At 66.1% G+C, this 24,768-nt stretch carries 21 protein-coding genes; 16 read left to right on the forward strand and 5 right to left on the reverse strand.

Annotated elements, in window-relative coordinates:
• The first annotated feature begins 14 nt into the window (after positions 1–14).
• From ACKI1H_RS18100 to ACKI1H_RS18120, 5 genes are all read left to right on the forward strand, one after another.
• Entirely contained in the window at positions 15–1,067 is a 1,053-nt protein-coding gene (locus ACKI1H_RS18100; RefSeq protein ID WP_138523067.1) for a 3-keto-5-aminohexanoate cleavage protein, read from the forward strand.
• Between the two features lie 89 nt (positions 1,068–1,156).
• Positions 1,157–2,446, forward strand: a complete 1,290-nt coding sequence (locus ACKI1H_RS18105; RefSeq protein ID WP_440465827.1) for an MFS transporter — start codon at positions 1,157–1,159, stop codon at positions 2,444–2,446.
• Entirely contained in the window at positions 2,446–3,111 is a 666-nt protein-coding gene (locus ACKI1H_RS18110) for a DsbA family protein (RefSeq protein WP_440465828.1), read from the forward strand. The genes ACKI1H_RS18105 and ACKI1H_RS18110 overlap by 1 nt, the downstream gene beginning before the upstream one ends.
• Positions 3,108–3,434, forward strand: a complete 327-nt coding sequence (locus tag ACKI1H_RS18115; protein WP_440465829.1) for a Rieske (2Fe-2S) protein — start codon at positions 3,108–3,110, stop codon at positions 3,432–3,434. The genes ACKI1H_RS18110 and ACKI1H_RS18115 overlap by 4 nt, the downstream gene beginning before the upstream one ends.
• Positions 3,431–4,441, forward strand: a complete 1,011-nt coding sequence (locus tag ACKI1H_RS18120) for a YeiH family protein (RefSeq protein ID WP_138523075.1) — start codon at positions 3,431–3,433, stop codon at positions 4,439–4,441. Before ACKI1H_RS18115 ends, ACKI1H_RS18120 begins: the two co-directional genes overlap by 4 nt.
• Positions 4,442–4,932: 491 nt before the next feature.
• On the opposite strand, the gene ACKI1H_RS18125 is transcribed toward ACKI1H_RS18120, so the two are convergent.
• Entirely contained in the window at positions 4,933–5,937 is a 1,005-nt protein-coding gene (locus tag ACKI1H_RS18125; RefSeq protein ID WP_440468885.1) for an AraC family transcriptional regulator, read from the reverse strand.
• Between the two features lie 374 nt (positions 5,938–6,311).
• On the opposite strand from ACKI1H_RS18125, the gene ACKI1H_RS18130 reads away from it, so the two are divergent.
• The 5 genes from ACKI1H_RS18130 (at position 6,312) to ACKI1H_RS18150 (ending at position 13,863) form a co-directional block, all read left to right on the forward strand.
• Positions 6,312–6,845, forward strand: a complete 534-nt coding sequence (locus ACKI1H_RS18130; protein ID WP_425467715.1) for an RBBP9/YdeN family alpha/beta hydrolase — start codon at positions 6,312–6,314, stop codon at positions 6,843–6,845.
• Between the two features lie 141 nt (positions 6,846–6,986).
• Positions 6,987–8,825 carry a DUF1302 domain-containing protein gene (locus tag ACKI1H_RS18135; protein ID WP_138523081.1) on the forward strand — a complete coding sequence of 613 codons (1,839 nt, stop codon included), beginning with the start codon at positions 6,987–6,989 and terminating at the stop codon, positions 8,823–8,825.
• Positions 8,826–8,866: 41 nt separating this feature from the next.
• A complete protein-coding gene (locus tag ACKI1H_RS18140) occupies positions 8,867–10,225 on the forward strand; it encodes a DUF1329 domain-containing protein (protein ID WP_440465830.1) in 1,359 nt (452 codons plus the stop codon).
• Positions 10,226–10,279: 54 nt separating this feature from the next.
• Positions 10,280–11,368, forward strand: a complete 1,089-nt coding sequence (locus ACKI1H_RS18145; protein WP_440465831.1) for a WD40/YVTN/BNR-like repeat-containing protein — start codon at positions 10,280–10,282, stop codon at positions 11,366–11,368.
• A 59-nt stretch (positions 11,369–11,427) separates the two neighbouring features.
• Positions 11,428–13,863, forward strand: a complete 2,436-nt coding sequence (locus ACKI1H_RS18150; protein WP_440465832.1) for an efflux RND transporter permease subunit — start codon at positions 11,428–11,430, stop codon at positions 13,861–13,863.
• Positions 13,864–14,124: 261 nt separating this feature from the next.
• Here ACKI1H_RS18150 and ACKI1H_RS18155 read toward each other — a convergent pair whose 3' ends face one another.
• Entirely contained in the window at positions 14,125–15,018 is an 894-nt protein-coding gene (locus ACKI1H_RS18155) for a LysR family transcriptional regulator (RefSeq protein WP_138523089.1), read from the reverse strand.
• Positions 15,019–15,149: 131 nt separating this feature from the next.
• On the opposite strand from ACKI1H_RS18155, the gene ACKI1H_RS18160 reads away from it, so the two are divergent.
• From ACKI1H_RS18160 to ACKI1H_RS18185, 6 genes are all read left to right on the forward strand, one after another.
• Positions 15,150–16,229: an ABC transporter ATP-binding protein gene (locus ACKI1H_RS18160; RefSeq protein ID WP_440465833.1), complete on the forward strand. Its 1,080-nt coding sequence runs from the start codon at positions 15,150–15,152 to the stop codon at positions 16,227–16,229.
• A 39-nt stretch (positions 16,230–16,268) separates the two neighbouring features.
• Positions 16,269–17,402, forward strand: coding sequence for an ABC transporter substrate-binding protein (locus ACKI1H_RS18165; protein WP_440465834.1), 1,134 nt, complete (start codon positions 16,269–16,271; stop codon positions 17,400–17,402).
• Position 17,403: 1 nt separating this feature from the next.
• The gene (locus ACKI1H_RS18170; RefSeq protein ID WP_138523095.1) at positions 17,404–18,255 is read left to right on the forward strand and encodes an ABC transporter permease; all 852 of its coding nucleotides are present in this window, start codon (positions 17,404–17,406) and stop codon (positions 18,253–18,255) included.
• Positions 18,252–19,094, forward strand: coding sequence for an ABC transporter permease (locus tag ACKI1H_RS18175; RefSeq protein WP_440465835.1), 843 nt, complete (start codon positions 18,252–18,254; stop codon positions 19,092–19,094). Before ACKI1H_RS18170 ends, ACKI1H_RS18175 begins: the two co-directional genes overlap by 4 nt.
• A gap of 91 nt (positions 19,095–19,185) precedes the next feature.
• A complete protein-coding gene (locus ACKI1H_RS18180) occupies positions 19,186–20,337 on the forward strand; it encodes a M24 family metallopeptidase (RefSeq protein ID WP_440465836.1) in 1,152 nt (383 codons plus the stop codon).
• A 105-nt stretch (positions 20,338–20,442) separates the two neighbouring features.
• On the forward strand, positions 20,443–21,537 hold the full coding sequence (locus tag ACKI1H_RS18185; RefSeq protein WP_440465837.1) for a hypothetical protein: 1,095 nt from the start codon (positions 20,443–20,445) through the stop codon (positions 21,535–21,537).
• A 198-nt stretch (positions 21,538–21,735) separates the two neighbouring features.
• Here ACKI1H_RS18185 and ACKI1H_RS18190 read toward each other — a convergent pair whose 3' ends face one another.
• The 3 genes from ACKI1H_RS18190 to ACKI1H_RS18200 form a co-directional block, all read right to left on the reverse strand.
• Positions 21,736–22,560 carry a lytic transglycosylase domain-containing protein gene (locus ACKI1H_RS18190; protein ID WP_440465838.1) on the reverse strand — a complete coding sequence of 275 codons (825 nt, stop codon included), beginning with the start codon at positions 22,558–22,560 and terminating at the stop codon, positions 21,736–21,738.
• Between the two features lie 314 nt (positions 22,561–22,874).
• Positions 22,875–23,234, reverse strand: a complete 360-nt coding sequence (locus ACKI1H_RS18195; RefSeq protein ID WP_440465839.1) for a cupin domain-containing protein — start codon at positions 23,232–23,234, stop codon at positions 22,875–22,877.
• Between the two features lie 11 nt (positions 23,235–23,245).
• Positions 23,246–24,631, reverse strand: coding sequence for an NAD(P)/FAD-dependent oxidoreductase (locus ACKI1H_RS18200; protein ID WP_440465840.1), 1,386 nt, complete (start codon positions 24,629–24,631; stop codon positions 23,246–23,248).
• Positions 24,632–24,768 lie beyond the last annotated feature (137 nt).

Raw genomic sequence — 24,768 nt, forward strand, 5'->3', positions numbered from 1 at the left:
TCCAGGAGACAGACATGCAATTCTTCGACGATTCGCTGCACCCCGAGAACCAGGAAAAGGTGGTCATCACCACCGCGCCCTATGGTCCGGAATGGATGCCCGAGGACTTCCCCGAAGACATCCCGGTGACCATGGACGAGCAGGTGCAGAAGGCCGTTGACTGCTATGAAGCCGGCGCCACCGTGCTCCACCTGCACGTACGTGAGCTGGACGGCAAGGGCTCCAAGCGCCTGTCCAAGTTCAACGAGCTGATCGCCGGCGTACGCGAAGCCGTGCCGGACATGATCATCCAGGTCGGCGGCTCGATTTCCTTCGCCCCGGAAAGTGACGGCGAAGCGGCCAAGTGGCTGTCCGACGACACCCGGCACATGCTCGCCGAGCTGACTCCCAAGCCCGACCAGGTGACGGTGGCGATCAACACCACCCAGATGAACATCATGGAGCTGCTCTACCCGGAGTACCTCAAGGGCACCTCCCTGGAGAACCCGCTGTACCAGGCAGCCTACAGCGAGATGACCGTGCCGGCCGGCCCGGCCTGGGTCGAGGAACACCTCAAGCGCCTGCAGGCCGCCGGCATCCAGCCGCACTTCCAGCTCACCGGCATGCACGCCCTGGAAACCCTCGAGCGCCTGGTGCGCAAGGGCGTCTACAAGGGCCCGCTGAACCTGACCTGGATCGGCATCGGCGGCGGCTTCGACGGCCCCAATCCGTTCAACTTCATGAACTTCGTGCACCGCGCTCCGGACGGCGCCACCGTCACTGCCGAATCGCTGCTCAAGAACGTCCTGCCGTTCAACATGATGGCGATGGCCATGGGGCTGCACCCGCGTTGCGGCATCGAGGACACCATCATTGGCCAGCACGGCCAGCGCATGAGTTCGGTGGAGCAGATCCAGCAGTGCGTCCGCGTCGCCCATGAACTGGGTCGCGAGGTCGCCAGCGGCAAGGAAGCGCGCGCCATCTACAAGATCGGCGTGCAGTACGACAGCGTCGAGGAAACCCTGCGCATGAACGGCATGGCGCCCAACCGCCAGCCGGGCCAGAAGTCCGTCCCGCAACGCGCGTGACAGGCTCCGGCGCGGGTTCTGCCAGTAACCCGCGCCGGCTTTCAACCAGAACAACAAGAATCCACTGACCCACCCGGAGCACTATCGCCATGGCCATCCCCTCCGTCGCCCTGGGCGACATCCCTGCCGCTGAACCCAGCGTGCCGCGCCGCTATGCCTGGGTGGTGTTTGCCCTGACCTTCGGCCTGCTGATCTCCGACTACATGTCGCGCCAGGTACTCAACGCCGTCTTTCCGCTGCTCAAGGCCGAATGGACCCTGAGCGATGCGCAGCTCGGCCTGCTCAGCGGCATCGTCGCGGTGATGGTCGGCTTGCTGACCTTCCCCCTGTCGCTGCTCGCCGACCGCTGGGGACGCGTGCGCAGCCTGGCGCTGATGGCCATGCTCTGGAGCCTCGCCACCTTGGGCTGCGCCGTGGCACAGACCTTCCCGCAGATGTTCGCCGCACGCTTCTTCGTCGGCGTCGGTGAGGCCGCCTACGGCAGCGTCGGCATCGCCGTGGTCATCTCGGTGTTCCCGGCGCACCTGCGCGCCACTCTGACCGGCGCCTTCATGGCCGGCGGCATGTTCGGCTCGGTACTCGGCATGGGCCTGGGCGGAGTGCTTGCCGCGCACCTGGGCTGGCGCTGGGCCTTTGCCGGCATGGCGCTGTTCGGCCTGCTGCTGGCGCTGCTCTATCCGCTGATCGTCAGCGAGAAACGCATCGCGCCGGTTGCCGCCGCCGAAGCCAGGCAACAGGCCGGCGGACGCTCGCTGCGCAGCCTGTTCGGCAGCCGTTCGGTGATCGCCGCTTATCTGGGCAGCGGCCTGCAATTGTTCGTTGCCGCCGCGGTGATGGTGTGGATCCCCAGCTACCTCAACCGCTACTACCACCTGGACACCGGCAAGGCCGGGCTGATCTCGGCGGTCATCGTGCTGGTGGGCGGCAGTGGCATGGTGCTCTGCGGCATCCTCTGCGACCGTCTGGGGCGCGCCAATCCACCGCGCAAGATCATTCTCGCCATCGGCTTCTGCCTGGTCAGCTGTGTCCTGCTGTCCATCGCCTTCCACCTGCCGCCGGGCACCGCGCAACTGAGCCTGATCGCGATGGGCATGCTGGTCGCGGCCGGCACCTCGGGGCCGTCCGGCGCCATGGTTGCCAACCTCACCGCACCCGCTGTGCATGGCACTGCCTTTGCCACCCTGACCCTGGCCAACAACCTGCTGGGCCTGGCCCCCGGCCCGCTGCTCACCGGCGTACTGGCCGACCATATCGGCCTGGATCGCGCCTTCCAGCTCATCCCGCTGCTGAGCATCCTCGCCGCGCTGGTGTTCATCTACGCCCGCCGCCACTACCACAACGACATGCGCCGCCTGCGCGGCGAAGAGGAGGGCGCCTGATGCCGACTCTCAATCTGGACATGACTTTCGACTTCATCTGCCCCTGGTGCCTGATCGGCAAGCGCAACCTCGACGTCGCGCTGCGCCTGCTGGCCCGCCAGCGCCCCGAGCTGCAGGTGCGGGTGAACTGGCTCGGCCTGCAACTGCTGCCGCAGATTTCGATGGACGGCGAACCCTTTGCCGAGTTCTACCAGCGCCGTCTGGGCGGCAAGCGTGCTGTGAAGGCACGCATGGGCGAAGTGCGGCGGGCGGCGGAGGGCGCCAAGGTCGACCTCGACCTCGAACGCATCCTCACCATGCCCAACACCACCTATGCGCACCGGGTGTTTCAGCGCGCGGTGCACGTAGGCAGCGAGTGTCAGAAGGAGCAGCTGCTGGAGATGATCTTCCGCGCGCACTTCCAGCTCGGCCAGGACATCGGCAACCGCGACACCCTGCGCCGTCTGCTGCGCGCCTGCGATTTCAAGGAGGCTGACTTCGAGGATGCCCTGGCCGATGGTGCCCGCCAGTTCATCGGCCGCCGCGTCGCCCTGGCTGACTCCAGCGTGCCGATGTTCCTCCTTGAAGGCCGTGCCTTCGCCCTGGGCGGGCAGAGCCCGGAACAGCTGCTGGCAGCCCTCCACCGAGCTTTGGAACGACAGTTCCCGGAGGCGATCCCGGCATGAGCTGTTCGATCCACATCCCCGCCGAACGCCTGCCAGCGCGCGGCGGCCGGAGCCTGATCCACCACGAGCAGGGGCTCATCCTGCTCCTGGATATCGACGGCGAACTGCATGCCATCGACGACAGCTGCCCCCATGCTGGCGCCTCGCTGTTCAGCGGTCGCCTGGATGGCCGCTGGCTACAGTGCCCGGCCCATGGCCTACGCTTTGATGTGGCCACGGGTTGCCCGGCGGGTATCAAGGGCTTCGGCCTGCGCCGGCACGGGATCTCTTGGATTGCCGGCGAGTGCCACGTGGTGATTGCCGATGAAGAGGTGTCGGCATGACCGCGCTGACGATTTCTGCCCTCGGCAGCCGCAGCCGCACCTTGCTGCCGGGCCTGCTGGTCAGCGCCATGGTGGCGGCCGCTGCCACCTTCCTGTCCGAACACTATGGCGCGCCGGTGATGCTCTTTGCGCTGCTGCTCGGCTTGGCGATGAACTTCCTCTCCGCCGACAGCGTCTGCAAGGCCGGCATCGAGTTCACCGCCCGCGAAATCCTGCGCCTGGGCGTGGCACTGCTGGGTATCCGCATCACCTTCGGGCAGATCGCCGAGCTGGGCTGGCAGCCGGTGGTCATGGTGGTGGTGCTGGTCACGGTGACTATCCTGGTGTCCATCGCGGCGGCCCGAGCCATGGGCTTCAACTTCCTCTTCGGTTTGTTGACCGGCGGCGCCACGGCTATCTGCGGCGCCTCGGCAGCCCTGGCCCTGGCGGCGGCCTTGCCAGCGCACACGCAGAAGGAGAAGGCCACGCTGTTCACCGTGCTCGGTGTCTCGGCGCTGTCGACCCTGGCGATGATCCTCTACCCGATGATCGTCCGCTCGCTGGGCCTGCCGCCATTGCAGGCGGGCATCTTCCTTGGCGGCACCATCCACGATGTGGCCCAGGTGGTCGGTGCCGGTTACAGCCTTTCGAAGGACGTGGGCGACAGCGCCACGGTGGTCAAGCTGATGCGCGTGGCCATGCTGCTGCCGGTGATCCTCTGCGCGGCGATGATCACCCGCGCCCGCGGCGTGGAGCCGGGGGACAAGCGTCCGCCGCTGCTGCCGTGGTTCGCCGTGGGCTTCGTGCTGCTGGCGGCGGTGAACAGCACCGGCTTCCTGCCGTCGCTGGTGGTGGAGGCGGGCGGGAAGCTGTCGCAGTGGTGCCTGGTGATTTCCATCGCAGCGCTGGGGATGAAGACCCAGCTCAAGGCGCTGGCGACGGTGGGAGTGAAACCGATCCTGCTGATGGTGGGGGAGACGGTGTTTCTGGCCCTGTTGGTGCTGGGGATGTTGAAGGTCGCGGGTTGATCCCGCTGCGTCGGTCGTAAGTCGTAGGGCGCATAACGTGCCAGCGTTATCTGCCGACGTGGTATCGGCGGATAACCCGTTCCGGGTTATGCGCCCTACGCAACGACTCCTGTTTTGGCTTTGGCTTTTGAGGGCTTCCAGAGGAACTCCGATCACCTTGGCCCCCGATAACGCCGACGTAATCGGTGAAGCACTCGGTAGGATGGTGTGGAGCGCAGCGATGCCCATGCTGTTGCTGCACGGACTCGATGGGTATCGCTACGCTCCACCCATCCTGCGAACTGTTTTGGTTTTGGCTTTTGAGGACTTCCAGAGAAACTTCCGCGCGCGCCGAATGCCCCGTTCAGGAGTGCGCTGACGTTTATCTGGAAGCCTTGCCAAGCCAAAGCCAAAGCCAAAGCCAAAGCCAAAGCCAAAGCCAAAGCCAAAGCGTGCTCTTGTAGGAGCGAGCTTGCTCGCGAACCGCACCGCACCGTCCTATCAGGAATGAATCACTCCCCCTCTCGCCCCAGATGCTCCTTGCGCCAGACCGCCGGCGACACACCGAACTGCACCGCGAACCAGCGCGTGAACGAGCTGGGCATCGAATACCCCAGCAGGTCGGCGATGCGCCCCAGCGAATAGCGTGGGTTCTCCATGTAGCGCAGCACCAGTTCGCGGCGGACTTCGTTGATCAGGTCGGAGAAGGTCACGCCGTTGTCTTCCAGCCGCCGTTGCAGTGTGCGCACGTTCAGCCCCAGCGACTGGGCGATCTGCTCGATGGTCGCGCGGCCCATGGGCAACAGCAGGTAGATGGACTTGCGCACCTCGTTCAGCGTGCTGCCGTCGGTAGCGCCGGGCAGGGAGTCGACGAAGCTGCGCGCATGTCGCGCCATGGCCGGGTCGGCCATCGGGTTGGCGGCGTCGAGGTCGGCGGCGGGGATGACTATGCCGTTGAACTCGCTGCCGAATTCGATCTTGCAGCCGAACAGACGCCGGTGGACCTGCAGGTCCGCCGGGGCGTCGTGGCTGAAGTTGACGCTGATCGGTCGCCAGTGCGGGCCGAGGAGGGCGGCGCAGAGGCGGTAGAGCGTGCCCAGAGCCAACTCCAGGCCCTGGCGCATGGGCATCGGCGGTACGGTGAGGAGTTCCTCGCGCAGGATCGCCATCTTGCCTTCCTGGTCCACGTACAGCGCCAGGGATTCGTTGAGCAGGTGGCGGTAGCGAATGATGGTGTCCATTGCCTCGCGCAGGGTGGCCTGGTGCGACAGCAGCAGGCTGATCACGCCGAAGTCGGCGAGTTGGCGCGATTCGGCCATGCGCAGGCCGAAGGTCTCGCAGCCGCTGATGCGCGCCGAGTCCTCCAGCAGACTGACCGCCGCGGAGACGGGGATGCGCTGCTCCGGGTGCTCGAGCATGGATTGAGAGAGGCCCACCGCACTCAGTTGCTGCTGCGGGTTGAGGCCCAGGTGTCGGGCCACTTCCAGGTAGTTGGTCAGGGCCGCAATGCGAACCATTGGAGTCATGCCGATCGCCTTCTTGTTCTTGTGGTTGCTGCGTGCCGGCGGGGTCCGGGGACGCCGACGGCCGAGCGCACGCTGGCTGGGTCGATGACAGCAGATTCTATCGGCAGCTGTAACCAAGCGTGTACGAAGTTTCGCAGTTCGGCCAGTGCCTGCGGCGCTCTGGAATGCGCCGTACGTCCCGTGGTGCAAGCCATGCAGCCGGGCGGCGAGGCTTCAGGCGGGGCAGGGCCTGTCATCAAATGCGAAGTGCCTGACGCTCAATGCAAAGCACCTTCACCGGTGCATCTCTACTGTCTGTCCAACAAGTTCGAAATCACGGCAAAGGTGAATCGGTGAGCCATAACAAGACTTCCACCACCGTCCTCATGGTCCCCGGACTGCGCGACCACGTGGCCGAGCATTGGCAGACCCTGCTCCAGCAGCGCCTGCCCAATGTTCGCAGCGTGCCGCCGCTGACCGAGAACAAGCTGGACTTGAGCGCCCGTGTCGATGCCATCCAGCGCGAACTGGAAAGCATCGACGGCGAGGTGATCCTGGTTGCCCACAGCGCCGGTGTACTGATGGTCGCCCACTGGGCGGCACGCTACAGCCGACCGATCAAGGGCGCATTGCTGGCTACACCGCCGGATCTCGACGGCGATTGGCCTGCCCATTATCCCAAGCCGGCGGTCCTGGCCGAAATGGGTTGGGCGCCACTGCCGCTGGAGCCTTTGCCATTCCCCACGCTGGTGGCCTGCAGTGACAACGACCCGCTGGCGAGCCCTGAGGCCGTGCAGCGCATGGCCCGCCACTGGCGCGCCAGCCTGGTGGAACTGGGCCGTGTCGGCCACCTCAACCCCGCTTCGGGATTCGGCGACTGGCCTGAGGCGCAAGCGCTGATCCAGATGCTGGACAGCTGATTCACCACCCCTGACTCAACAGCAACCCCCGGTTCCGGCGTTCACGCCGGGGCAGGCCCTCGTGCGCCCTGGCGCACGCGAAAGGGGCTGCGGGACGGGCCCGGAAAGCGTCCCGACCACAACAAGAAACGGAGCACACGCATGCATCATCAGAGCAACCCCCTGCAACGCTGCCTGCTGGCAACCGCTGTCGTCACCGCGATGGCCAGCCAGTCGCTGCAGGCCTTCGAGCTGGACACCGGCAACCCCGACCTGTCGATTCGCTTCGACAACACCGTCAAGCTCAGCTACGGGCAACGGGTCGAGTCGCCCAACAGCAAGATCGCCGGTACTGCCAACACCAACGACGGCGACCGCAACTTCTCCTCCGGCACTCCGGTGACCCAGCGTTTCGACCTGCTCAGCGAACTGGACTTCGTCTACCGCGACAGCATGGGCTTCCGCCTGTCTGCCGCCGGCTGGTACGACCATGCCTACGATGATGTCGGCTCGGACAACCCGTTCCCCGGCCAGAAGGGCAACGCCGGCCACCTGGTCAGCCGCAACGGCACCGTGATTTCCCCGCGGGGTGCACAGCCGGCCACCCATGGCTTGAGTACCTTCGCCGACCGCTACTACAACGGCCCGTCCGGTGAGCTGCTCGATGCCTTCGTCTTTGCCAGCCACCAGGTCGGTGACGACATGCAGCTCAGCGGCAAGCTCGGCCGCCACACCATCTACTGGGGCGAGACGCTGTTCAGCGCCGCCAACGGCATCAACTACGGCCAGTCGGCCCTGGACCTGGGCAAGCTGTACAACGTGCCCGGCACCGAGGCGAAAGAGCTGTTCATGCCGCGCAACCAGCTGTCCGCCTCGCTGACGGTCAACCCGGAGCTGACCCTGGCCGCGCAGTACTTCCTCGAGTTCGAGAACTCGCGCTTCCCCGAAGGCGGCACCTACATGGGCCCCTACGACATGCTCAACGACGGCGGCAACGTCTTCTGGCTGCCGCTGCCCGCGCAGAACGCCTTCTATGGCGCGCCGCGTGGTCATGACCGCGAGCCGAGCAACACCGGCGACTTCGGCCTGATGGCCAAGTGGAGCCCGGAATGGCTCGACGGCACCCTGGGCTTCTACTACCGCAACACCTCCGACACCCTGCCGGCGGTGCTCATCGACGCGCCGAACCTGCACAAGCCCGGCCTCGCCGGCCTGCAGGGGATGAACTACATCACCGCGTACGCCGATGACATCGACATCTACGGTATCAGCCTGTCGAAGGAAATCGGCGGGGTGAGCGTCGGCATGGACCTGAACTACCGCGAGAACATGCCGCTGGCGAGCAACTTCACCACGGTCAACTCCACGCTCTATGCAGCGGCCAAGCGCGGCGCGGTCAACGGCGCCAACCTGATCGGCGAGCTGCCCAGCGACGGCGACACCGGCCTCGCTCGCGGCAAGACCTTCCACGTCGTGCTCAACGGCCTGGTCACTTTCGGCGCCACCCCGCTGTGGGACGCCTCGTCCCTGGCCGTCGAAGGCACCCTGACGCACCTGATCGACGTCACCGAAGGCGAGCAGACCTTCAAGGGCGACTCCAGCTACCACGGCGTCGACAAGGTCACCACCAATGCCTACGCCATGTCGGCCAACTTCACCCCGACCTGGTACCAGGCCTTCCCCGGCGTCGACCTGTCCATGCCCATGGCCTACAACGTCGGCCTGCACGGCAACTCGGCGGTGCAACTGGGCGGCAATGAAGACGCCGGCAGCTACTCCATCGGCGTGGCTGCGGACTTCCACCAGAAGTACCGCCTGGACCTGAAGTACGTCGACGCCTTCGGCCCCTTCGACACCTGCGAAAGCGGCCGCGACAACAACACCCCTGGCGCCAACGGCCAGTACCAGTGCATCCCCGGCCAGATCACCTCGCAGGGCGGCCTCGCGCCCCTGCTGAAGGACCGCGGCATGGTCACCGCCTCCCTGAAGGCCACCTTCTGATTTCACCCCAGGCTTCGAGCTCGAAGCAGGAGAAACACAGCATGAACTTCAAACCCACCCTGATCGCCACCGCCCTCGGCCTGAGCCTCTGCGGCCTGGCTCAGGCCGCCGTTTCCCCGCAGGATGCCGCCCAGCTGGGTAGCACCCTGACCCTGGTCGGCGCCGAGAAAGCCGCCAGCAGCGACGGCGCGATTCCCGCTTACAGCGGCGGCCTGACCAGCGCCCCGGCCGGCTTCAAGGCCGGCGACAGCATGCGTCCGGACCCGTTTGCCGGTGAAAAGCCATTGCTGGTGATCGACGGCAAGAACGTCGAGCAGTACAAGAACCAGCTAAGCGCCACGACCGTGGAACTGGCCAAGCGTTATCCGACCTTCCGCGTCGACGTCTACCCGACGCACCGCAGCGCCGCGCTGCCGGATACCGTGCTGGAGAACAGCAGGAAGAACGCCGTCACTGCCCAGTCGCTGGAAGGCGGCACCGCCATCGACAACGCGCTGCCGGGCGTGCCGTTCCCGATTCCGCAAAGCGGCGCCGAAGCCATGTGGAACTTCCTGCTGCGCTACCAGGGGGTGAACATCAAGGCCAAGTACGACTCCTGGAACGTCGACGCCTCCGGCAGCGCCAACCTCGCTACCACCGGCCAGGCCTTCATCAACTACCCGGTGTACGAAGACCTCACCCAGCCGGTGAAGGGCTCCGAGGTCTACTACCAGATGAAGCTGTACTACAGCGGCCCGGCCCGCCGCGCCGGCGAGGCGATGATGCTCAAGGACGCCGCCAACCCGTTGCAGCAGCCGCGCCGCGCCTGGCAGTACCTGCCCGGCCAACGCCGCGTGAAGCTGGCACCGAACCTTGCCTACGACACCCCGAACCCCGGCATGGCCGGTGCCGGCACCTACGACGACGTGTTCGTCTTCAACGGTGCGCTGGACCGCTACGACTGGAAACTGGTGGGCAAGCAGGAAATGATCGTGCCCTACAACACTTACCGCCTGACCTACGTCAGCGACATCAAGCCGGTGGTCACGCCCAACCACCTCTCGCCGGATTACGTTCGCTGGGAAAAACACCGCGTGTGGGTCGTCGAGGGCACCCTGAAGTCCGGGGCGCGACACATCTACGCCAAGCGCCGCTTCTACCTCGACGAAGACAGCTGGGTGGCCCTGGCCTCCGACCAGTACGACGCCCGTGGCCAGCTCTACCGCGGCTCCTTCGCCTTCCTCAGCCAGAGCTATGACAAGCGCATCCCGGACGCCACACCGTTCATGATCTACGACCTCACCGCCGGTTCCTACAACATCAACGGCGTGGTCGGCCCGTACGGCGGCATCACCTACATCGATCCGCTGGCCAAGACCCAGTGGTCCCCCGAGGCGCTGGCCGGCAGCGGCATCCGCTGACCACGGGCGGCGGTCCCGGCCGGGGCCGCCGCTGCTCTACCCGAGGAAAGCTCCATGCAGATTCCCTTCAAGCGCCTGCTGCTCCTGGGCGCCTTGCTGCTGGCCAGCGGCGCCCATGCCGGTGACGACGCGGGTGGCTTCGTCGATGTGCTCGACCTGCCTGCCGTCTACAGCAATGTTCCCAGTCGTGTCCCGCTGCTGGCCATCAGCCGCGCCGGCAACCGGCTGATCAGCGCGGGCGCGCGTGGCCACATCCTGTATTCCGATGACGGCGGCAGCAGTTGGCGCCAGGCCGAGGTGCCGGTGAGTTCCGACCTGACCGCCGTGCGCTTCCCCACACCGCAGGACGGCTGGGCCGTCGGACACGACGGCGTGGTCCTGCACAGCGCCGATGGCGGCCTGCACTGGCAGCGCCAGCTCGACGGCCGGCAGATCGGCCAGTTGATGATCGATTACTACAACGCCCACCCGCAGCCGGACAACGCCACCTGGCTGGCGCAGGCGCAGCGGCTGAAGGAGGAGGGCGCTGACAAGCCATTCCTCGACCTGTGGTTCCGCGACGCCCGTGAGGGCTTCGTGGTTGGTGCCTTCAACCTGATCCTGCACACCACCGACGGCGGGCTCAGCTGGGAACCCTGGAACCACCGCATCGACAATCCCCAGGCGCTGCACCTGACCGCCATGACGGCGAGCGGCGATGACCTGTTCATCGTTGGCGAGCAGGGCCTGCTGCTGCGTCTGGCTTCTCGAACGGTGAGTCGACAGGAGAGTCAGCAGCCGCGTTTTGTCGCCCTGCCGTCGCCCTACGCCGGCAGCTTTTTCGGCGTTGTCGCGCGGCCCGGCCTGGTGTTCGCCTACGGCCTGCGCGGCCACGCGATCCGCAGTCTCGACGGCGGCGAAAGCTGGACGGCCGTGGATACCGGCCTGCCGGTGAGCCTGACCGCCGCCAGCTTCGACGCCAACGGCCGGCTGTACCTGTTCAGCCAGGCCGGCCAGGGGCTGGTCAGCGATGACAGCGGTGCCAGCTTCAAAGCCCTGGACCTGGCCGAGCGCCTGCCCGTCAGCGGCGCCGTGGCCGGACCCGGTCGGCTGCTGCTGGTCGGCGCCCGTGGCATCCGCGAGAACGCGATGCCGGTGCGCTGAGCGCGCCGGTGTCTCACCCGTTCAAGAACCATAAGAACAAGAGATAGAGAGACAGCCTCATGGTCGACCTGAAGCAAGGCGAGATGCCTGTAGTCCGCGAACTGCGGGACTTCGACACCCACAGCGGCAACCTGCTGGAGCGCCTGGTGTTCAACCACCGTGCGCTGTTCATCGCCCTGATCGCGCTGGTCACCCTGGTGCTGGGCTACATGGCCGTGACCCGCCTGGAGATGCGCCCGGCCTTTGAAAAGATGATCCCCCACGGCGATCCCTACATCCGCAACTACCTGGACAACCGCGCCGCGCTGCGCGGCCTGGGCAACTCGGTGCGGGTGGTGGTGGAGAACCCCGACGGCGATATCTTCGACCCGGCCTACATCGACAGCCTGCGGCAGATCAGCGACCAGTTGTTCCTCAGCCACGGCGTCGACCGCGCCTGGATGAAGTCGCTGTGGTCGCCGGCGGTGCGCTGGACCGAGGTCACCGAGGAAGGTTTCCAGGGCGGCCCGGTAATGCCCGACGGCTATGACGGCAAACCGGAGTCCATCGCTCAGCTGCGTCAGAACATCGCCCGCGCCGGTATCGTCGGCAGCCTGGTGGGCAACGACTTCCGCTCCAGCATGCTGGTGGTGCCGCTGCTCGATCGCGACTCGGCCACCGGCAAGGGCATCGACTACCGCGAGTTCTCCCGTGCCCTCGACGACCTGAGGCTGAAGTACGAATACCTGGGCGACGCCCGCGCCTTCGCCGCTGGCGAGGAGGGCAAGGGCCCGGTGCGCCTGCATGTGATCGGCTTTGCCAAGCTGGTGGGCGACCTGATCGACGGCCTGGTGCGGGTGATGCTGTTCTTCGGCCTGGCAGTGGTCACCGCCTTCGTCATCATCCTCTTCTACACCCGTTGCCTGCGCAGCAGCCTGCTGGTGATCGGCTGCTCACTGCTGGCGGTGGTCTGGCAGCTCGGCCTGGTGGCCTGGCTGGGCTATGCACTGGACCCGTATTCGATCCTGGTGCCGTTCCTGATCTTCGCCATCGGCGTGTCCCACGCCACCCAGAAGATGAACGGCATCATGCAGGACATCGGCCGTGGCACCCACAAGCAGGTGGCGGCGCGCAACACCTTCCGCCGCCTGTTCCTGGCCGGCGTCACCGCGCTGCTGTCCGACGCCGTGGGCTTCGCCGTGCTGATGCTGATCGACATCCCGGTGATCCAGGACCTGGCGATTGCCGCCAGCATCGGCGTGGCGGTGCTGATCTTCACCTCGCTGCTGATGATGCCGGTGGCGCTGTCCTATGTGGGCGTCAGCCAGCGTGCCGCCGAGCGTGCGCTGCGCGAGGAGCGCCAGGTGGACCGCCAGCAGGGCATCGGCAAGCTGTGGGCGCTGCTGGACCATTTCACCGAACGTCGCTGGGCGACCATCGCGCTGGCCGTGGCAGCGCTGCTGGGCGTGGGCGGCCTGCTGGTCAGTCAGCATCTGCAGATCGGCGACCTCGACGCCGGCGCCCCGGAGCTGCGCGCTGACTCGCGCTACAACCGCGACAACGCCTACATCACCAGCCACTACGCGCTGTCCAGCGACCTCTTCGCGGTGATGGTGAAGACCGCGCCGGAAGGCTGCCTGAACTACCGCACGCTGGTCCTCGCCGACCGCCTGGGCTGGGCGCTGCAACAGCACGAAGGCGTGCAGGCCACGACTTCGCTGGTCAATGCGGTACGGCAGATCACCGCCGGCACCTACGAGGGCAACCCCAAGTTCGCCAGCCTGCAACGCAACCAGGACGTGCTCAACTACGCCGCCCAGCAGGCCTCGGTCAACACCCCGGAGCTGTTCAACACCGAGTGCTCGCTGATGCCGGTGATCGCCTTCCTCAAGGACCACAAGGCGCAGACCCTGGACGAGGTGGCCGGCATCGCTGAGAACTTCGCCCGCGCCAACAGTACGCCGGACCGCCAGTTCCTCCTGGCCGCCGGCAGCGCGGGCATCGAGGCAGCGACCAACCGCGTGGTGCGCGAGGCCAACCATCGCATGTTGTTCTACGTCTATGCGGCGGTGGGCATCTTCTGCCTGATCACCTTCCGCAGCTGGCGCGCGACGCTGGTGGCGCTGTTGCCGCTGGTGCTCACCTCGATCCTCTGCGAGGCGCTGATGGTGGTGATGGGCATCGGCGTGAAGGTCGCCACGCTGCCGGTGATCGCACTGGGCGTGGGGATCGGGGTGGATTACGCGTTGTATCTGCTCAGTGTGCAGTTGCAGATGCAGCGGGCCGGTTTGCCGCTGTCGGTGGCCTACCAGCAGGCGGTGGCCTTCACCGGCAAGGTGGTGGCACTGGTCGGCGTGACCCTGGCGGCGGGCGTCATCACCTGGGCCTGGTCGCCGATCAAGTTCCAGGCGGACATGGGGATTCTGCTGACCTTCATGTTCCTCTGGAACATGCTCGGGGCGTTGATACTGATTCCGGCGTTGTCGCATTTCCTGTTGGGTGGGAAGAAGCTCTGATGACATAGCCGCCCGCCGCTGCGGATATTTGTTCGCGAGCAAGCTCGCTCCTACAGGGTGCGCCATGGTGCTCTTCGTAGGAGCGAGCTTGCTCGCGAACTGGCCCATCACCGGACCGCGCGGCTATGCGGTCATCAATCAAACGCCGGAATCGCTGCCAGTACGTAGGATGGGTGGAGCGAAGCGATACCCATGCTGTCCGTGCACGAAATTGATGGGTATCGCTGCGCTCCACACCATCCTACGAGAGCATCTTGCCACTCAATCAAACGCCGGAATCGCCTCCAGCTCATGCAGCAGCCAATCGGCGAACTCCCGCGCCAGGGCTTGGTTGCCGTGGGGCGGGATGATCAGGAAGTAGGGGTGGGGTGCCGGGAAGTCGATGTCGAACAGGCGCACCAGGCGGCCTTCGGCCAGCTCCTCGCCAGCGAGGATATGGTCGCTGATGGTCACGCCGCCGCCAGCCAGCGCGGAACGGATGGTCAGGTAGGCGTCGGGCAGGAAGACATTCTGCCGTGCTTGCAGGCCGGGCACGCCGGCGGCGAGGAAGTAGCGGCTCCAGTCGAAACCGTCGTCCTCGTGCAGCAGTACCTGGCGCGCCAGGTCGCGCGGCTTGCGCAGGTGTTCCTGGGTGTTGAGCAGGCGCGGGCTGCACACCGGGAAGTAGCGGATGTCACCCAGCGCGGCGAAGCGCTGGCCTTCGATGTGCGTCTCGCCGAAGGAGATCACCATGTCCACCTGGCCCAGGTCGCTGCTCATCGGCAGCAGGTGCAGGGCGACCTCCTGATAGTTGCGCAGGAATTTCTCCAGCAGCGATGACACCCGCGCCAGCAGCGCCGGGGCGCAGGCGATGCGAAGCTCGCCGGCGGGTTCCTCGGTGGGCAGCGCGCGGCGGATGTCGCGCAGCTGGTCGAAGGCGCTGCTGATCTGCTGGCTCAGCTGGCGCCCGGCCGGGGTCAGCTTGACGCCCTTACCCTGGCGTTCCACCAGCGCCACGCCCAGCTCTTCTTCCAGCTTCTTCACCTGGTGACTGACCGCCCCATGGGTGACGTGCAGCTCCAGCGCCGCGCGGCTGATGCTGCCCTGGCGGACCAGCGCCTCGAAAGCGCGCAGGGCGATGAGAGAGGGCAGGCGGAACGCACTGTTCTGACGCATGAGGGACCTTCTTTCGTGAATTTGACTAACGATTCAGGCGGAAATCTATTGAATTGTCGTTAGTTAAATTTGCACAGAAGATGAGCCCAAGCCAACACCGATCAACAAGAAAAAACGGCTGGAGATCCGCCATGCAGCATTTCGTCGACTTGCTCGGCCTGGGCAAGCGCTACGGCAACCTGCAGGTCCTGAGCGACCTCAGCCTGAGCATCCGCCAGGGCGAATTCCTCACGCTGCTCGGCCCTTCGGGCTCGGGCAAGAGCACCACGCTGATGATGCTCGCCGGCTTCGTCGAGCCCAGCGAAGGGCGCATCGAGATGGACGGCCGCGACATCACCCACCTGGCGCCGGATGCCCGTGACTTCGGCGTGGTGTTCCAGGGCTATGCGCTGTTCCCGCACATGAGTGTGGCGCAGAACGTTGCCTACCCGCTGCGTATCCGCAAGGTGCCGGGCGCCGAGATCGAGCGCCGGGTGGCGGACGTGCTGGAACGCGTCGGCCTGGGCGGCATGGGCAATCGCGGCATTGCCCAGCTCTCCGGTGGCCAGCAGCAGCGTGTGGCGCTGGCCCGCGCACTGGTGTTCAAGCCCAGACTGCTGCTGCTCGATGAGCCGCTGTCCGCCCTCGACCGCCGCCTGCGCCAGGAGATGCAGGGCGAGCTGGCGCGGATGCACAAGGACTTCGGCACCACCTTCGTCTTCGTCACCCACGACCAGGAAGAAGCGCTGGCACTTTCCGACCGCATCGCCGTGTTCAACAAGGGCCGCCTGGAACAGCTCGGCACTCCGCGCGAGGTCTACGAGCGTCCGGCCAGCCGCTTCGTCGCCAACTTCCTCGGCGATACCAACCTGCTGGAGGTCGGCGTGGTGGGCCGCGAGGCAGAGGCCACGCTCTGTGATTTCCGTGGCCAGCACCTGCGGGCGGCCTATTCGGTCCAGGCCAGTCAGGGCGGCAAGAGCTGGCTGGCGGTGCGCCCGGAGCACATCGACCTGCGCCCGTTGCAGGACGCCGGCCGCGACAACGGCCTCTGCGCCACGGCTGGCAGCGCCACCTACCAGGGCGCCCACGTCAATCTCGAACTGACCCTGGAGCAGGGCGAACGCCTGGACCTGCGCCTGCCGGTGTCGCACCCGCTGCTGGGCGAGCTGCGCAGCGGCCAGCGCTACTGGTGCAGCTGGTCGCCGCAGCACTGCCACCTGTTGTCTGCCTGACCCACGCATAACGAAAACAAACCATCGGGGAGCAATCACATGAGCGATTATCCAAAAGCAGGCCAAGGCTTCATCGAAGACGCCATCGAAGTCGCCGCTGAAAAAAGCGAGCGCGCCGGCATCAGCCGCCGCGATTTCAACCGCAGCCTGCTGCTGCTTGCTGCTGCCAGCGCCTTGCCTTTCGGTGCCGGCAGCCGTGCTTTCGCTGCGGGCGGCAACCTTGTGCTGGCCAACTGGGGCGGCGACGCGGTGCCGGCCTTCGAGAAGAGCTTCGGCGGCTTCGACCAGGTTGCCGGCCTGACCCTGAAAGTGGACGGCAGCGGCCCCACCGAAGGTGCGCTGAAGACCCAGGTGAGCAGCGGCGCGGTGCGCTGGGATGTGTGCGACGGCGAGATGTATTCGTCCTACCGCCTGGGCAAGGACAAGTTCCTCACCCCCATCGACTACGGCATCGTCGACAAGTCGCTGATCGGCTATGGCGACGTGCATGACTTCGGCCTCGCCAACTACACCTACAGCTACGTGATCGGCTACGACCACGAGCAGTTCGGCAAGAACCCGCCCAAATCCTGGGCCGACTTCTGGGACGTGAAGAAGTACCCGGGCAAGCGCACTCTCTACAAGTGGATGAGCGCCAACCTGGAGTGCGCGCTGCTGGCCGACGGCGTGCCGCCGGAGCAGCTCTACCCGCTGGACGTGGACCGCGCCCTGCGCAAGATCGAGGAGCTGCTGCCGCACATCGCCACCCACTGGTCCACCGGCGCCGAGTCGCAGCAGCTGATCCGCGATGGCGAAGTGAGCATGGCGCAGATGTGGCATACCCGCGCGGAGCTGGTGAAGAACGACACCGCCGGCAAGATCGACTGGAGCTTCGATGGCGGTATCGTCTCGCCCTCGGTGTGGATGGTGCCCAAGGGCAACCCGGCCGGCGCCAAGGCGGCCATGGACTTCATCGCCTATGCGCTGCGACCGGAGGTGCAGGCAAAGCTCATGGAGGTCTACAACATGGGCCCGGTGAACCTGAAGGCCAACGACCTGCTCAGTGCGCAGTTGCAGGCGATCAATCCCACTGCGCCGGACAACCTGAAGAAGCAGGTGTCGCTGAACAACAAGTGGCACGCCGAGCACTACGGCGAAACCCTGGAGCGCTACCTGGCGCTGATCGGTGGCTGAGATGCGACGTTTCGCACCGGGCGTGCTGCCGGTCTACGGCCTGCTGATCCTGCCGCTGCCCTTGCTCGTGGTGGTCGGCTACCTGCTGCCGACCCTCGGCGTGCTGGGCTGGAGCTTCAGCCTGCCGGAGTGGGGCACACAGAACTACGCGGCCATCGCCGACAACGCCAACCTGCAGGCGGTGATCTGGCGCACCCTGCGCATCTGCCTGCTGACCACCGCGATCAGCGTCGCCATCGCCTACCTGATCGCCTACCGCTGGCGTTTCGCGACACCACGCGGCCGGCAGCTGATCGAGCTGTTCGTGCTGCTGCCGTTCTGGCTGTCGATGCTGATCCGCGCCTTCGCCTGGTTGGTGCTGTTGCGCAACGGTGGGCTGGTCAGCCAGGGGCTGATGGCCACGGGCTGGTTCGATGCGCCGCCACCACTGGTGCGCAACGAACTGGGCGCGCTGATCGGCATGGTGCACTTCATGGTGCCGTATGCAGTGCTGCCGCTGTTGTCCTCGCTCAAACAGGTGGACGACAGCCTGCTGCGGGCCTCCAGCAGCCTGGGCGCCAGCCACTGGCAGACGCTCAAGGACATCTTCATCCCGCTGACCCTGCCAGGTGTGGTTGCTGCATCGGCCATCGTCTTCGTCTTCAGCCTCGGTTGCTTCGTCACGCCGGCGCTGCTGGGTGGTGGCAAGGCGGCGATGCTTGCGGAGTACATCTACGTGCAGATGTTCCAGCTGTCCAACTGGGGCCTGGGCGCGGCGCTGAGCATCGTGCTGATGCTGCTGGTGGTCGGTTGCGCGCTGCTGTTCGGACAACTCATCGGCTACCGCCGCCTGCTCGGGAGGACTGAGCTGTGACTCCGCAGGGAACCTATCTCTCCGCCATGCCCAAGGGCGTGAAAAAGCCGCAACTGCCACGCCCGCCGATCGGCCGCTGGCTGTCCTGGCTCGCCCTGTCGCTGTCGGCACTGTTCCTGCTGCTGCCGATTCTGGTGATCGTCCCGCTGTCGTTCGGCAACCAGCGCTACCTGGCCTTCCCGGGCGGCGACTGGTCGCTGCGCCACTACGCGACGCTGTTCGACGGCGCCTGGCTGGTGTCGATCCTGCAGAGCCTCGGCCTGGCGCTGGTGGTTGGCGCGCTGTCCACGGCGCTGGCCTTCCTGTTCGCCACCGGCATCTGGCTGCAGCGCCGGCACCGCACCTTGCTGACGGCGATCGTGCTGTTGCCGATGATCGTGCCGCAGGTGGTCTCGGCCATGTCGATCTACTACCTCGATGCCCGCCTGGGCGTACTCGACAGCCTGCTGGGCGTGGGCTTCGGCCATCTGCTGATGGCGCTGCCGTACTCGGTCATCGCCCTGCTGGTGGCCTACGCGCGGCTCGACCAGAGCCTCTACAAGGCGTCGCGCTCCCTCGGCGCCGGGCTCTGGCCGACGCTGTGGAACGTGCTGCTGCCCAACGTGCGCGGTGGCGTGGCCGGCGGCTTCTTCATGGGCTTCGTGATGTCCTGGGAAGAAGTGGTGGTGACCCTGTTCACCAGCGGCCTGAACGTGGTGACGCTGCCCAAGCGCATCTGGGACGGCCTGCGCTACAACCTCGATCCGGCGATTGCCGCCGTGTCCACCCTGATGATCGTCCTCACCCTGGTGGTGATGCTGGTGCGCCTGTACCTGGCGCGGCACCAGCCACCCAGCTGACTGTTTTAACCCCGCATATGGCCGCTGGATGGCGGCCTCAAACAAAAAACGCCTGTATCGCTTGCACCTTGTCCCTGAGGAGGGAATCCCCATGCTTACTGCTTTCCCCGCTCGCACCTACCGTCAACGCGTCGAAGCCGTCAAACGCCGCATGGCCGACCGTGGCCTGGATGCCCTGGTGGTCAACTACCCGGACAATATCAACTACCTGACCGGCTTCGACAGCCTGGGCTTCCTCTGGTACCAGGCGCTGATCATCTCGCCCAAGCTGGCCGAACCGGTGTTCCTCACCCGCACCAGCGAAGAGCCCTGCACCTGGGAGCTGTCGTGCATCAACGAGGCGATCTTCTATGACATCGCCAAGCAGGACCCGCTGAAGATCGTCGCCGACGTGCTCGCCCAGGCGGGCCTGAGCCAGGCGCGCATCGGCCTGGAAATGACTGCCTCGACCTTCTCCCCGGCACAATACAACGCGCTGCTGGGCTACATGCCCGAAGCCCGCTTCGAAGACGCCGGCCCGCTGGTCGCGGAGAATCGCCTGATCAAGACTGCCGAGGAAATCGAATACCAGCGCAGCGCCGCGCGCATGGCCGACCAGGGCATGCTGGCCGCCTTCGAGGCGCTGCGTCCGGGCATTTCCGAGGTGGAAGTAGCGGGCATCGTCGCCAACGCCCTGGGCCGCGCTGGCAGCGAGTACTCGGCGATCAGCCCGATGTGCGCCACCGGCCGCCGCAGCACCATGACCCACGCCATGCCGCACCGCCAGACCATCAGCCACGGCGACGTGGTGATCCTCGAACACGCCGGCGTGTGCAACCGCTACCACGCCATCCTCATGCGCACCGTTGTAATCGGCAAACCCAGCCCGCGGGTGAAGGAAGTGGCGACCCTGCTCACCGAGGCCTTCAACGCCGCCATCGAGATCGCCAAGCCGGGCACTCCGGTGGGCGAGGCCAACCGCGTGTGCAACCAGATCCTCGACCGCATCGACCTCTCGCGCACCCGCGTGCACCGCATCGGCTACAGCCTGGGCCTGGCGTACCCGCCGACCTGGCTGGAAGCAATGATGGTGGACGAGGCCGACGACCACGTGTTCCAGCCGAACATGTCGTTCTCCATCGAACCCAACCTGTCCTTGTACAACGAAGGCTTCGGTATCAAGCTCGGCGACACCGTGCTGTGTGGCGAGAAAGGTTCGGTGAGCCTGTCGGAGATACCGCCCGAGCTGACCATTATCGACTGATGGAGGTTCGCCCCCGGTCCGCATACTGCCGGGGGCGAAGCCGTGTTGCGTGTCTGCGCCCGAGGGTGCAGCGAAGTAGACCGAGGGCTTCTGATGAGTCACACAATGGATATTTTCTGGCACGACGACGTGTTGCGCCACGACACCGCCGCCGGCGTGTTCGAGGCGCCACCCAGCGACCTGCTGGCCGAACAGCTGCAGCACCCGGAGAGCAATCCGCGGCTGCTGAACATGCGCGCCATCCTCCAGCGCGGGCCGGTGGCCGGCTCGCTGCGCTGGCATGAAGGTCGCCATGCCAGCGAAGAGGAGTTGCTGGGCTTCCACGATGCCGATTACCTGCGCGGCATCTTCGAGGCGGATGCCCAGGGCAAGCGCTTCAGCAGCACCACCCTGATGGCTGCGGGCAGCCTTGGCGGATTATTGGCCGCCGCCGGCACCAGCCTGGCGGCGCTGGAAAGCATACTGGCCAGCGGCAACCCGGCCATGGCCCTGGTGCGCCCGCCGGGCCACCATGCGGCGCCGGCGATGGCGGACGGCTACTGCTTCTTCAACCATGCCGGGATCGCCGCGCGCGCAGCCCAGGCGGCCGGTCTCGAACGCGTTGCCATCGTCGACTGGGACGTGCACCACGGCAATGGCACCCAGGAGGGGTTCTACGATGATCCGTCGGTGTTCACCGTGTCGCTGCACATGGACCACGGCGCCTGGGGGCCGAGCCACCCGCAGACCGGCGCGGTGGATGAGCGTGGCTATGGCGCGGGGCTTGGCAGCAACCTCAACCTGCCACTGCCCATGGGCTCGGGCGACCAGCTCTACGAGATGGTCTTCAGCCGCTTCGTCGAGCCGGCGCTGCGCGCCTTCAAGCCGGACCTGCTGATCATCGCCAACGGCCTGGATGCCTCGCAGTTCGACCCCAACGGCCGCCAACTGGTGACCATGCAGGGCTTCAATCGCCTGGCCCGTCGTGCCCGCGCACTGGCCGACGAGCTGTGCTCTGGGCGGCTGCTGGTGGTGCAGGAGGGCGGCTATAACCCGGCCTACAGTGCGTACTGCCTGCATGCGGCGACGGAAGGCTTCCTCGGTGAGTCGTCCACGCTGCCCGATCCGCTGGCGTATATGCCGGAGCCTGCGGCACGGGTCGAAGCCGACCTCGCCGCCTTGGATACGCGACTGGCGTCGGCGGGGTGGAAGTTCGGCTGAAACCCTGGTGCCCTTCGTAGGGCGTATAACGCGTCAGCGTTGTCCGCCGAAAAGCCGGCGCATAACCTGTTCCAGGTTATGCGCCCTACGTCCCATCAACGCGGTTCGCGAGCAAGCTCGCTCCTACACCCACGGGCGAGCTTCGGCGTGCTTTCTGTAGGAGCGAGCTTGCTCGCGAACCCCCGCTGACCCCACCGTCTACGGATGATTGCGATAGCGCTCGGTCAGGGACTGCACGCGGGCGACGTAGGTTTGCGTCTCGGCGTAGGGAGGGATGCCGTTGTACTTGTCGACGGTCATTTCCCCGGCGTTGTAGCTGGCCAGCGCCAGCCTCTGGTTGCCATTGAAGCGCTTGAGCAGCCAGGCCAGATAGCGCACGCCGCCGCGGATGTTCTGCCGCGCATCGAACGGATCGCTGACGTTGAAGCGCTCGGCGGTATTGGGCATCAACTGCATCAGCCCCTGGGCACCGGCAATGGAAATGGCGTTGGGCTGGAACGCCGATTCGGCATGGATCACCGCGCGGACCAGCGCCCTGTCGACGCCGTAGCGCAGTGAGGCGGCCTCGATTTCCCGGCGATAGGAGCGGGTGTCGAGGCGCAGCGTGGCGACGTTGAAATCCTTCGGCGCCATGCACAGGTAGCAACCCTTGATGTAATACACATCGATCACATCGACCCGCGCGGAGATCCCGACAGGACGTCGACTGACATACTGGCGGACACCCTTGTGGACGAAGGTGTAGACCCGAACCCGTCCTGAGCCCGGATCGTCCCCGCGTGCGGCTGCTGGCGCGGCCTTTGACCTGGCGCCAGCAGTCGCACTCGTCTTGCCGGTCTGGCCAGTCTTGCCGTTCTGAAGCGTGCAGTGCGCGCCGGCAACGGCGTGGCTGGTGTGGCTGACGGTCCCGTCGCGGGCCTGGCACCTGAACAGGGCGCTGGCGTAGAGCGGAGCGACCAGCAATGCCAGTCCGATGCAGCCAGGAAGGCTCCTGCGAGCCCATCGCCAGGTTCTGGAACTCATCAAACCGCTCCGCGCCGCGGGCGCCGATCAGGCTCGGGAGTACCTGATCCATGCAAGGGGGAAACGCCAATAGGGGCTGTCGCTGCAGGGGGGAGCCTGCCGACCTGCCGTTTCGTTTCGCTAGTTATAGCCCTTTCAAACGGCGGTGGAGCTTTGGGGGACGTACGGCCAGCGGGGGCTGAGGAGCGTGGCGTAGGTTTGCGCTGAGGAAGCAGGTTTGGGGGCGGAGTAGAGGCAGGTCAGAGTCGTCACCGGTGATGCCGGTTTTCAGGCTGTTCGCGAGCTTGCTCGCGAACAGTCGGCAAACACTGAAGTCACCCGAGAATGAAATAGACCTTGCGCACCGGCGTGAGGTTTTCCCAGGTGCCCTTGAACCCCGCCGCGACCACGAAGGAATCCCCCGGGCCGAAGGTCTTCGCCATGCCGTCGGTATCGGTCAGGCGTACGGTGCCTTCGAGGATGTGGCACAGCTCGTCGTAGTCGCACTCGCAACGCTCCAGGTGCACGCCGGCCTCCCAGATGCCGGCGATGGCGCTCTTTTCCGGTGCCGCAAAGTGCCGCCAGCTGCGGCTCTGGTAAGGCGCATCGACGATGGCCGGGTCGTTGATCTCGCGTTCCTGCGGGGCGAGCTCGGGGTTGGCGAAGTCGATGACATGGCGGGGCAGGGTGGGCATGAAGTTCTCCATCAGGAATCGAAACCGATGCCGAAGGCATCGAAGGTCTTGAGCAGCAGGTCGCGGCGGCCGTTGCGGTCTTCCTTGGCCAGCGAGCGCTGGGCCAGGCGTACGCCGAGGTAGCGCAGCGGCTCGGGCGGGAAGGGGAAGGGCTTCTGCGAGGTCATGCGCAGTTCGGTGCGCTCGGTGCGCTCGCCACCCAGTTGATCGAGCATGTTCAAGGCGGCGAAACGGCTGGCGGAGACGCCCTGGCCGGTGAAACCCAGCGCGTAGGCGACGCGCCCGCCGAGCACGCAACCGGTGAACAGCGTGGTACGCGCCGAGGTGTCGATGATGCCGCCCCAGGCATGGCTGAACTGCACCGGGCCAAGCTGCGGGAAGGCCTCGCGGAACTGCCCGGCCAGGCGTTCGAAGCTTTCCGGACGCTGGGTCAGGGATTCGTCGCGGCGGCTGCCGAAATGGTAGATGGCGTCGAAGCCGGCCCAGAGGACGCGGTTGTCGGCGGTCTTGCGCAGGTAGTGGAACTGGTTGCCGGCATCGGCGATGCCGTAGCGATCGACCCAGCCGATGGCGCGCAGCTGTTCGTCGCTGAGCGGCTGGGTGACCAGCGAGTAGTCGTACACCGGGATCACGCTGGAATTCAGGTGGCCGAGCAGCGGCGGGGCAATGTTGGTCGCCAGGGCGATCTGCCCGGCCTCCAGTTCGCCACGGTCGCAGCGCAGCAGCAGGCGGTCGCCGCGCTGGTGCAGCTCGTGCACGGGGGTATTCTCGAACAGCTCGATGCCCTGCTCCCGGCAGACACGGCGTAGCTCAGCGGCCATCTTCGCCGGGTTGAGCAGCGCGTAGTTGGGCTCGAACACGCCGGCCTGGTAGGCGGGCGAGTCCAACTTTCCGGCCAATTGCGCCTTGTCGAGAAAAGCGGACTCGATACCGAAACGCTCATAGTTGCGCTGCATGCCACGCAGGCCGTCGACCTGCCAGGGCTGGGCGGCGACGCTGAGCTTGCCGCGGCGCTCGAACTCCACATTCATGCCGAAGCGCTTGAGGTCCGCCTCGAATTCATCGAGGTTCTGACGGCCCAGGCGTACCAGGGTTTCGGCTTCTTCCGGCCAGCGGCGCAGGGCATTGCCTACACCGTGAGAAATACTCGGTGCGCAGAAGCCGCCATTGCGCCCGCTGGCCTCGCCGCCGCAGCGTCGCGCCTCGACCACTGCGATGCTCGCGCCGGGCCAGCGCTGACGGGCGTGCAGGGCAGTCCAGAGACCGGTGAAGCCGCCGCCTACCACCACCAGGTCGAAGCGTAGATCCGCTTCCAGCGCCGGTGCGGCAGCAGCAGGATCAAGGGTGTCGAGCCAGAAGGGTCGGGGAGTGGTGTGCGCAAGAAGGGCGGATGTCATCGGAAAACTCCGGCAGAATGTCGGAAGAAAAAGCGGTCTTCGGGCCGCGTCCGAGTTTTGTAATCGCTTCCGGGGGCCAGGCATACGCTCCAACGCTTTCTGCGGGCACGCCCGGAGCAGGAAAAGCCGGCCGAGAC

Source organism: Pseudomonas sp. YH-1, from assembly GCF_051990045.1.
In the GTDB taxonomy this organism is placed as follows: domain Bacteria; phylum Pseudomonadota; class Gammaproteobacteria; order Pseudomonadales; family Pseudomonadaceae; genus Pseudomonas; species Pseudomonas nicosulfuronedens.

Coding starts and splice junctions, on each gene's coding strand:
- ACKI1H_RS18115 (WP_440465829.1), top strand. CDS start 3,108: ATGAGCTGTTCGATCCACATCCCCGCCGAACGCCTGCCAGCGCGCGGC.
- ACKI1H_RS18150 (WP_440465832.1), top strand. CDS start 11,428: ATGGTCGACCTGAAGCAAGGCGAGATGCCTGTAGTCCGCGAACTGCGG.
- ACKI1H_RS18110 (WP_440465828.1), top strand. CDS start 2,446: ATGCCGACTCTCAATCTGGACATGACTTTCGACTTCATCTGCCCCTGG.
- ACKI1H_RS18125 (WP_440468885.1), bottom strand. CDS start 5,937: ATGGTTCGCATTGCGGCCCTGACCAACTACCTGGAAGTGGCCCGACAC.
- ACKI1H_RS18100 (WP_138523067.1), top strand. CDS start 15: ATGCAATTCTTCGACGATTCGCTGCACCCCGAGAACCAGGAAAAGGTG.
- ACKI1H_RS18145 (WP_440465831.1), top strand. CDS start 10,280: ATGCAGATTCCCTTCAAGCGCCTGCTGCTCCTGGGCGCCTTGCTGCTG.
- ACKI1H_RS18170 (WP_138523095.1), top strand. CDS start 17,404: ATGCGACGTTTCGCACCGGGCGTGCTGCCGGTCTACGGCCTGCTGATC.
- ACKI1H_RS18130 (WP_425467715.1), top strand. CDS start 6,312: ATGGTCCCCGGACTGCGCGACCACGTGGCCGAGCATTGGCAGACCCTG.
- ACKI1H_RS18190 (WP_440465838.1), bottom strand. CDS start 22,560: ATGAGTTCCAGAACCTGGCGATGGGCTCGCAGGAGCCTTCCTGGCTGC.
- ACKI1H_RS18165 (WP_440465834.1), top strand. CDS start 16,269: ATGAGCGATTATCCAAAAGCAGGCCAAGGCTTCATCGAAGACGCCATC.
- ACKI1H_RS18140 (WP_440465830.1), top strand. CDS start 8,867: ATGAACTTCAAACCCACCCTGATCGCCACCGCCCTCGGCCTGAGCCTC.
- ACKI1H_RS18135 (WP_138523081.1), top strand. CDS start 6,987: ATGCATCATCAGAGCAACCCCCTGCAACGCTGCCTGCTGGCAACCGCT.
- ACKI1H_RS18195 (WP_440465839.1), bottom strand. CDS start 23,234: ATGCCCACCCTGCCCCGCCATGTCATCGACTTCGCCAACCCCGAGCTC.
- ACKI1H_RS18155 (WP_138523089.1), bottom strand. CDS start 15,018: ATGCGTCAGAACAGTGCGTTCCGCCTGCCCTCTCTCATCGCCCTGCGC.
- ACKI1H_RS18200 (WP_440465840.1), bottom strand. CDS start 24,631: ATGACATCCGCCCTTCTTGCGCACACCACTCCCCGACCCTTCTGGCTC.
- ACKI1H_RS18105 (WP_440465827.1), top strand. CDS start 1,157: ATGGCCATCCCCTCCGTCGCCCTGGGCGACATCCCTGCCGCTGAACCC.
- ACKI1H_RS18185 (WP_440465837.1), top strand. CDS start 20,443: ATGGATATTTTCTGGCACGACGACGTGTTGCGCCACGACACCGCCGCC.
- ACKI1H_RS18120 (WP_138523075.1), top strand. CDS start 3,431: ATGACCGCGCTGACGATTTCTGCCCTCGGCAGCCGCAGCCGCACCTTG.
- ACKI1H_RS18160 (WP_440465833.1), top strand. CDS start 15,150: ATGCAGCATTTCGTCGACTTGCTCGGCCTGGGCAAGCGCTACGGCAAC.
- ACKI1H_RS18180 (WP_440465836.1), top strand. CDS start 19,186: ATGCTTACTGCTTTCCCCGCTCGCACCTACCGTCAACGCGTCGAAGCC.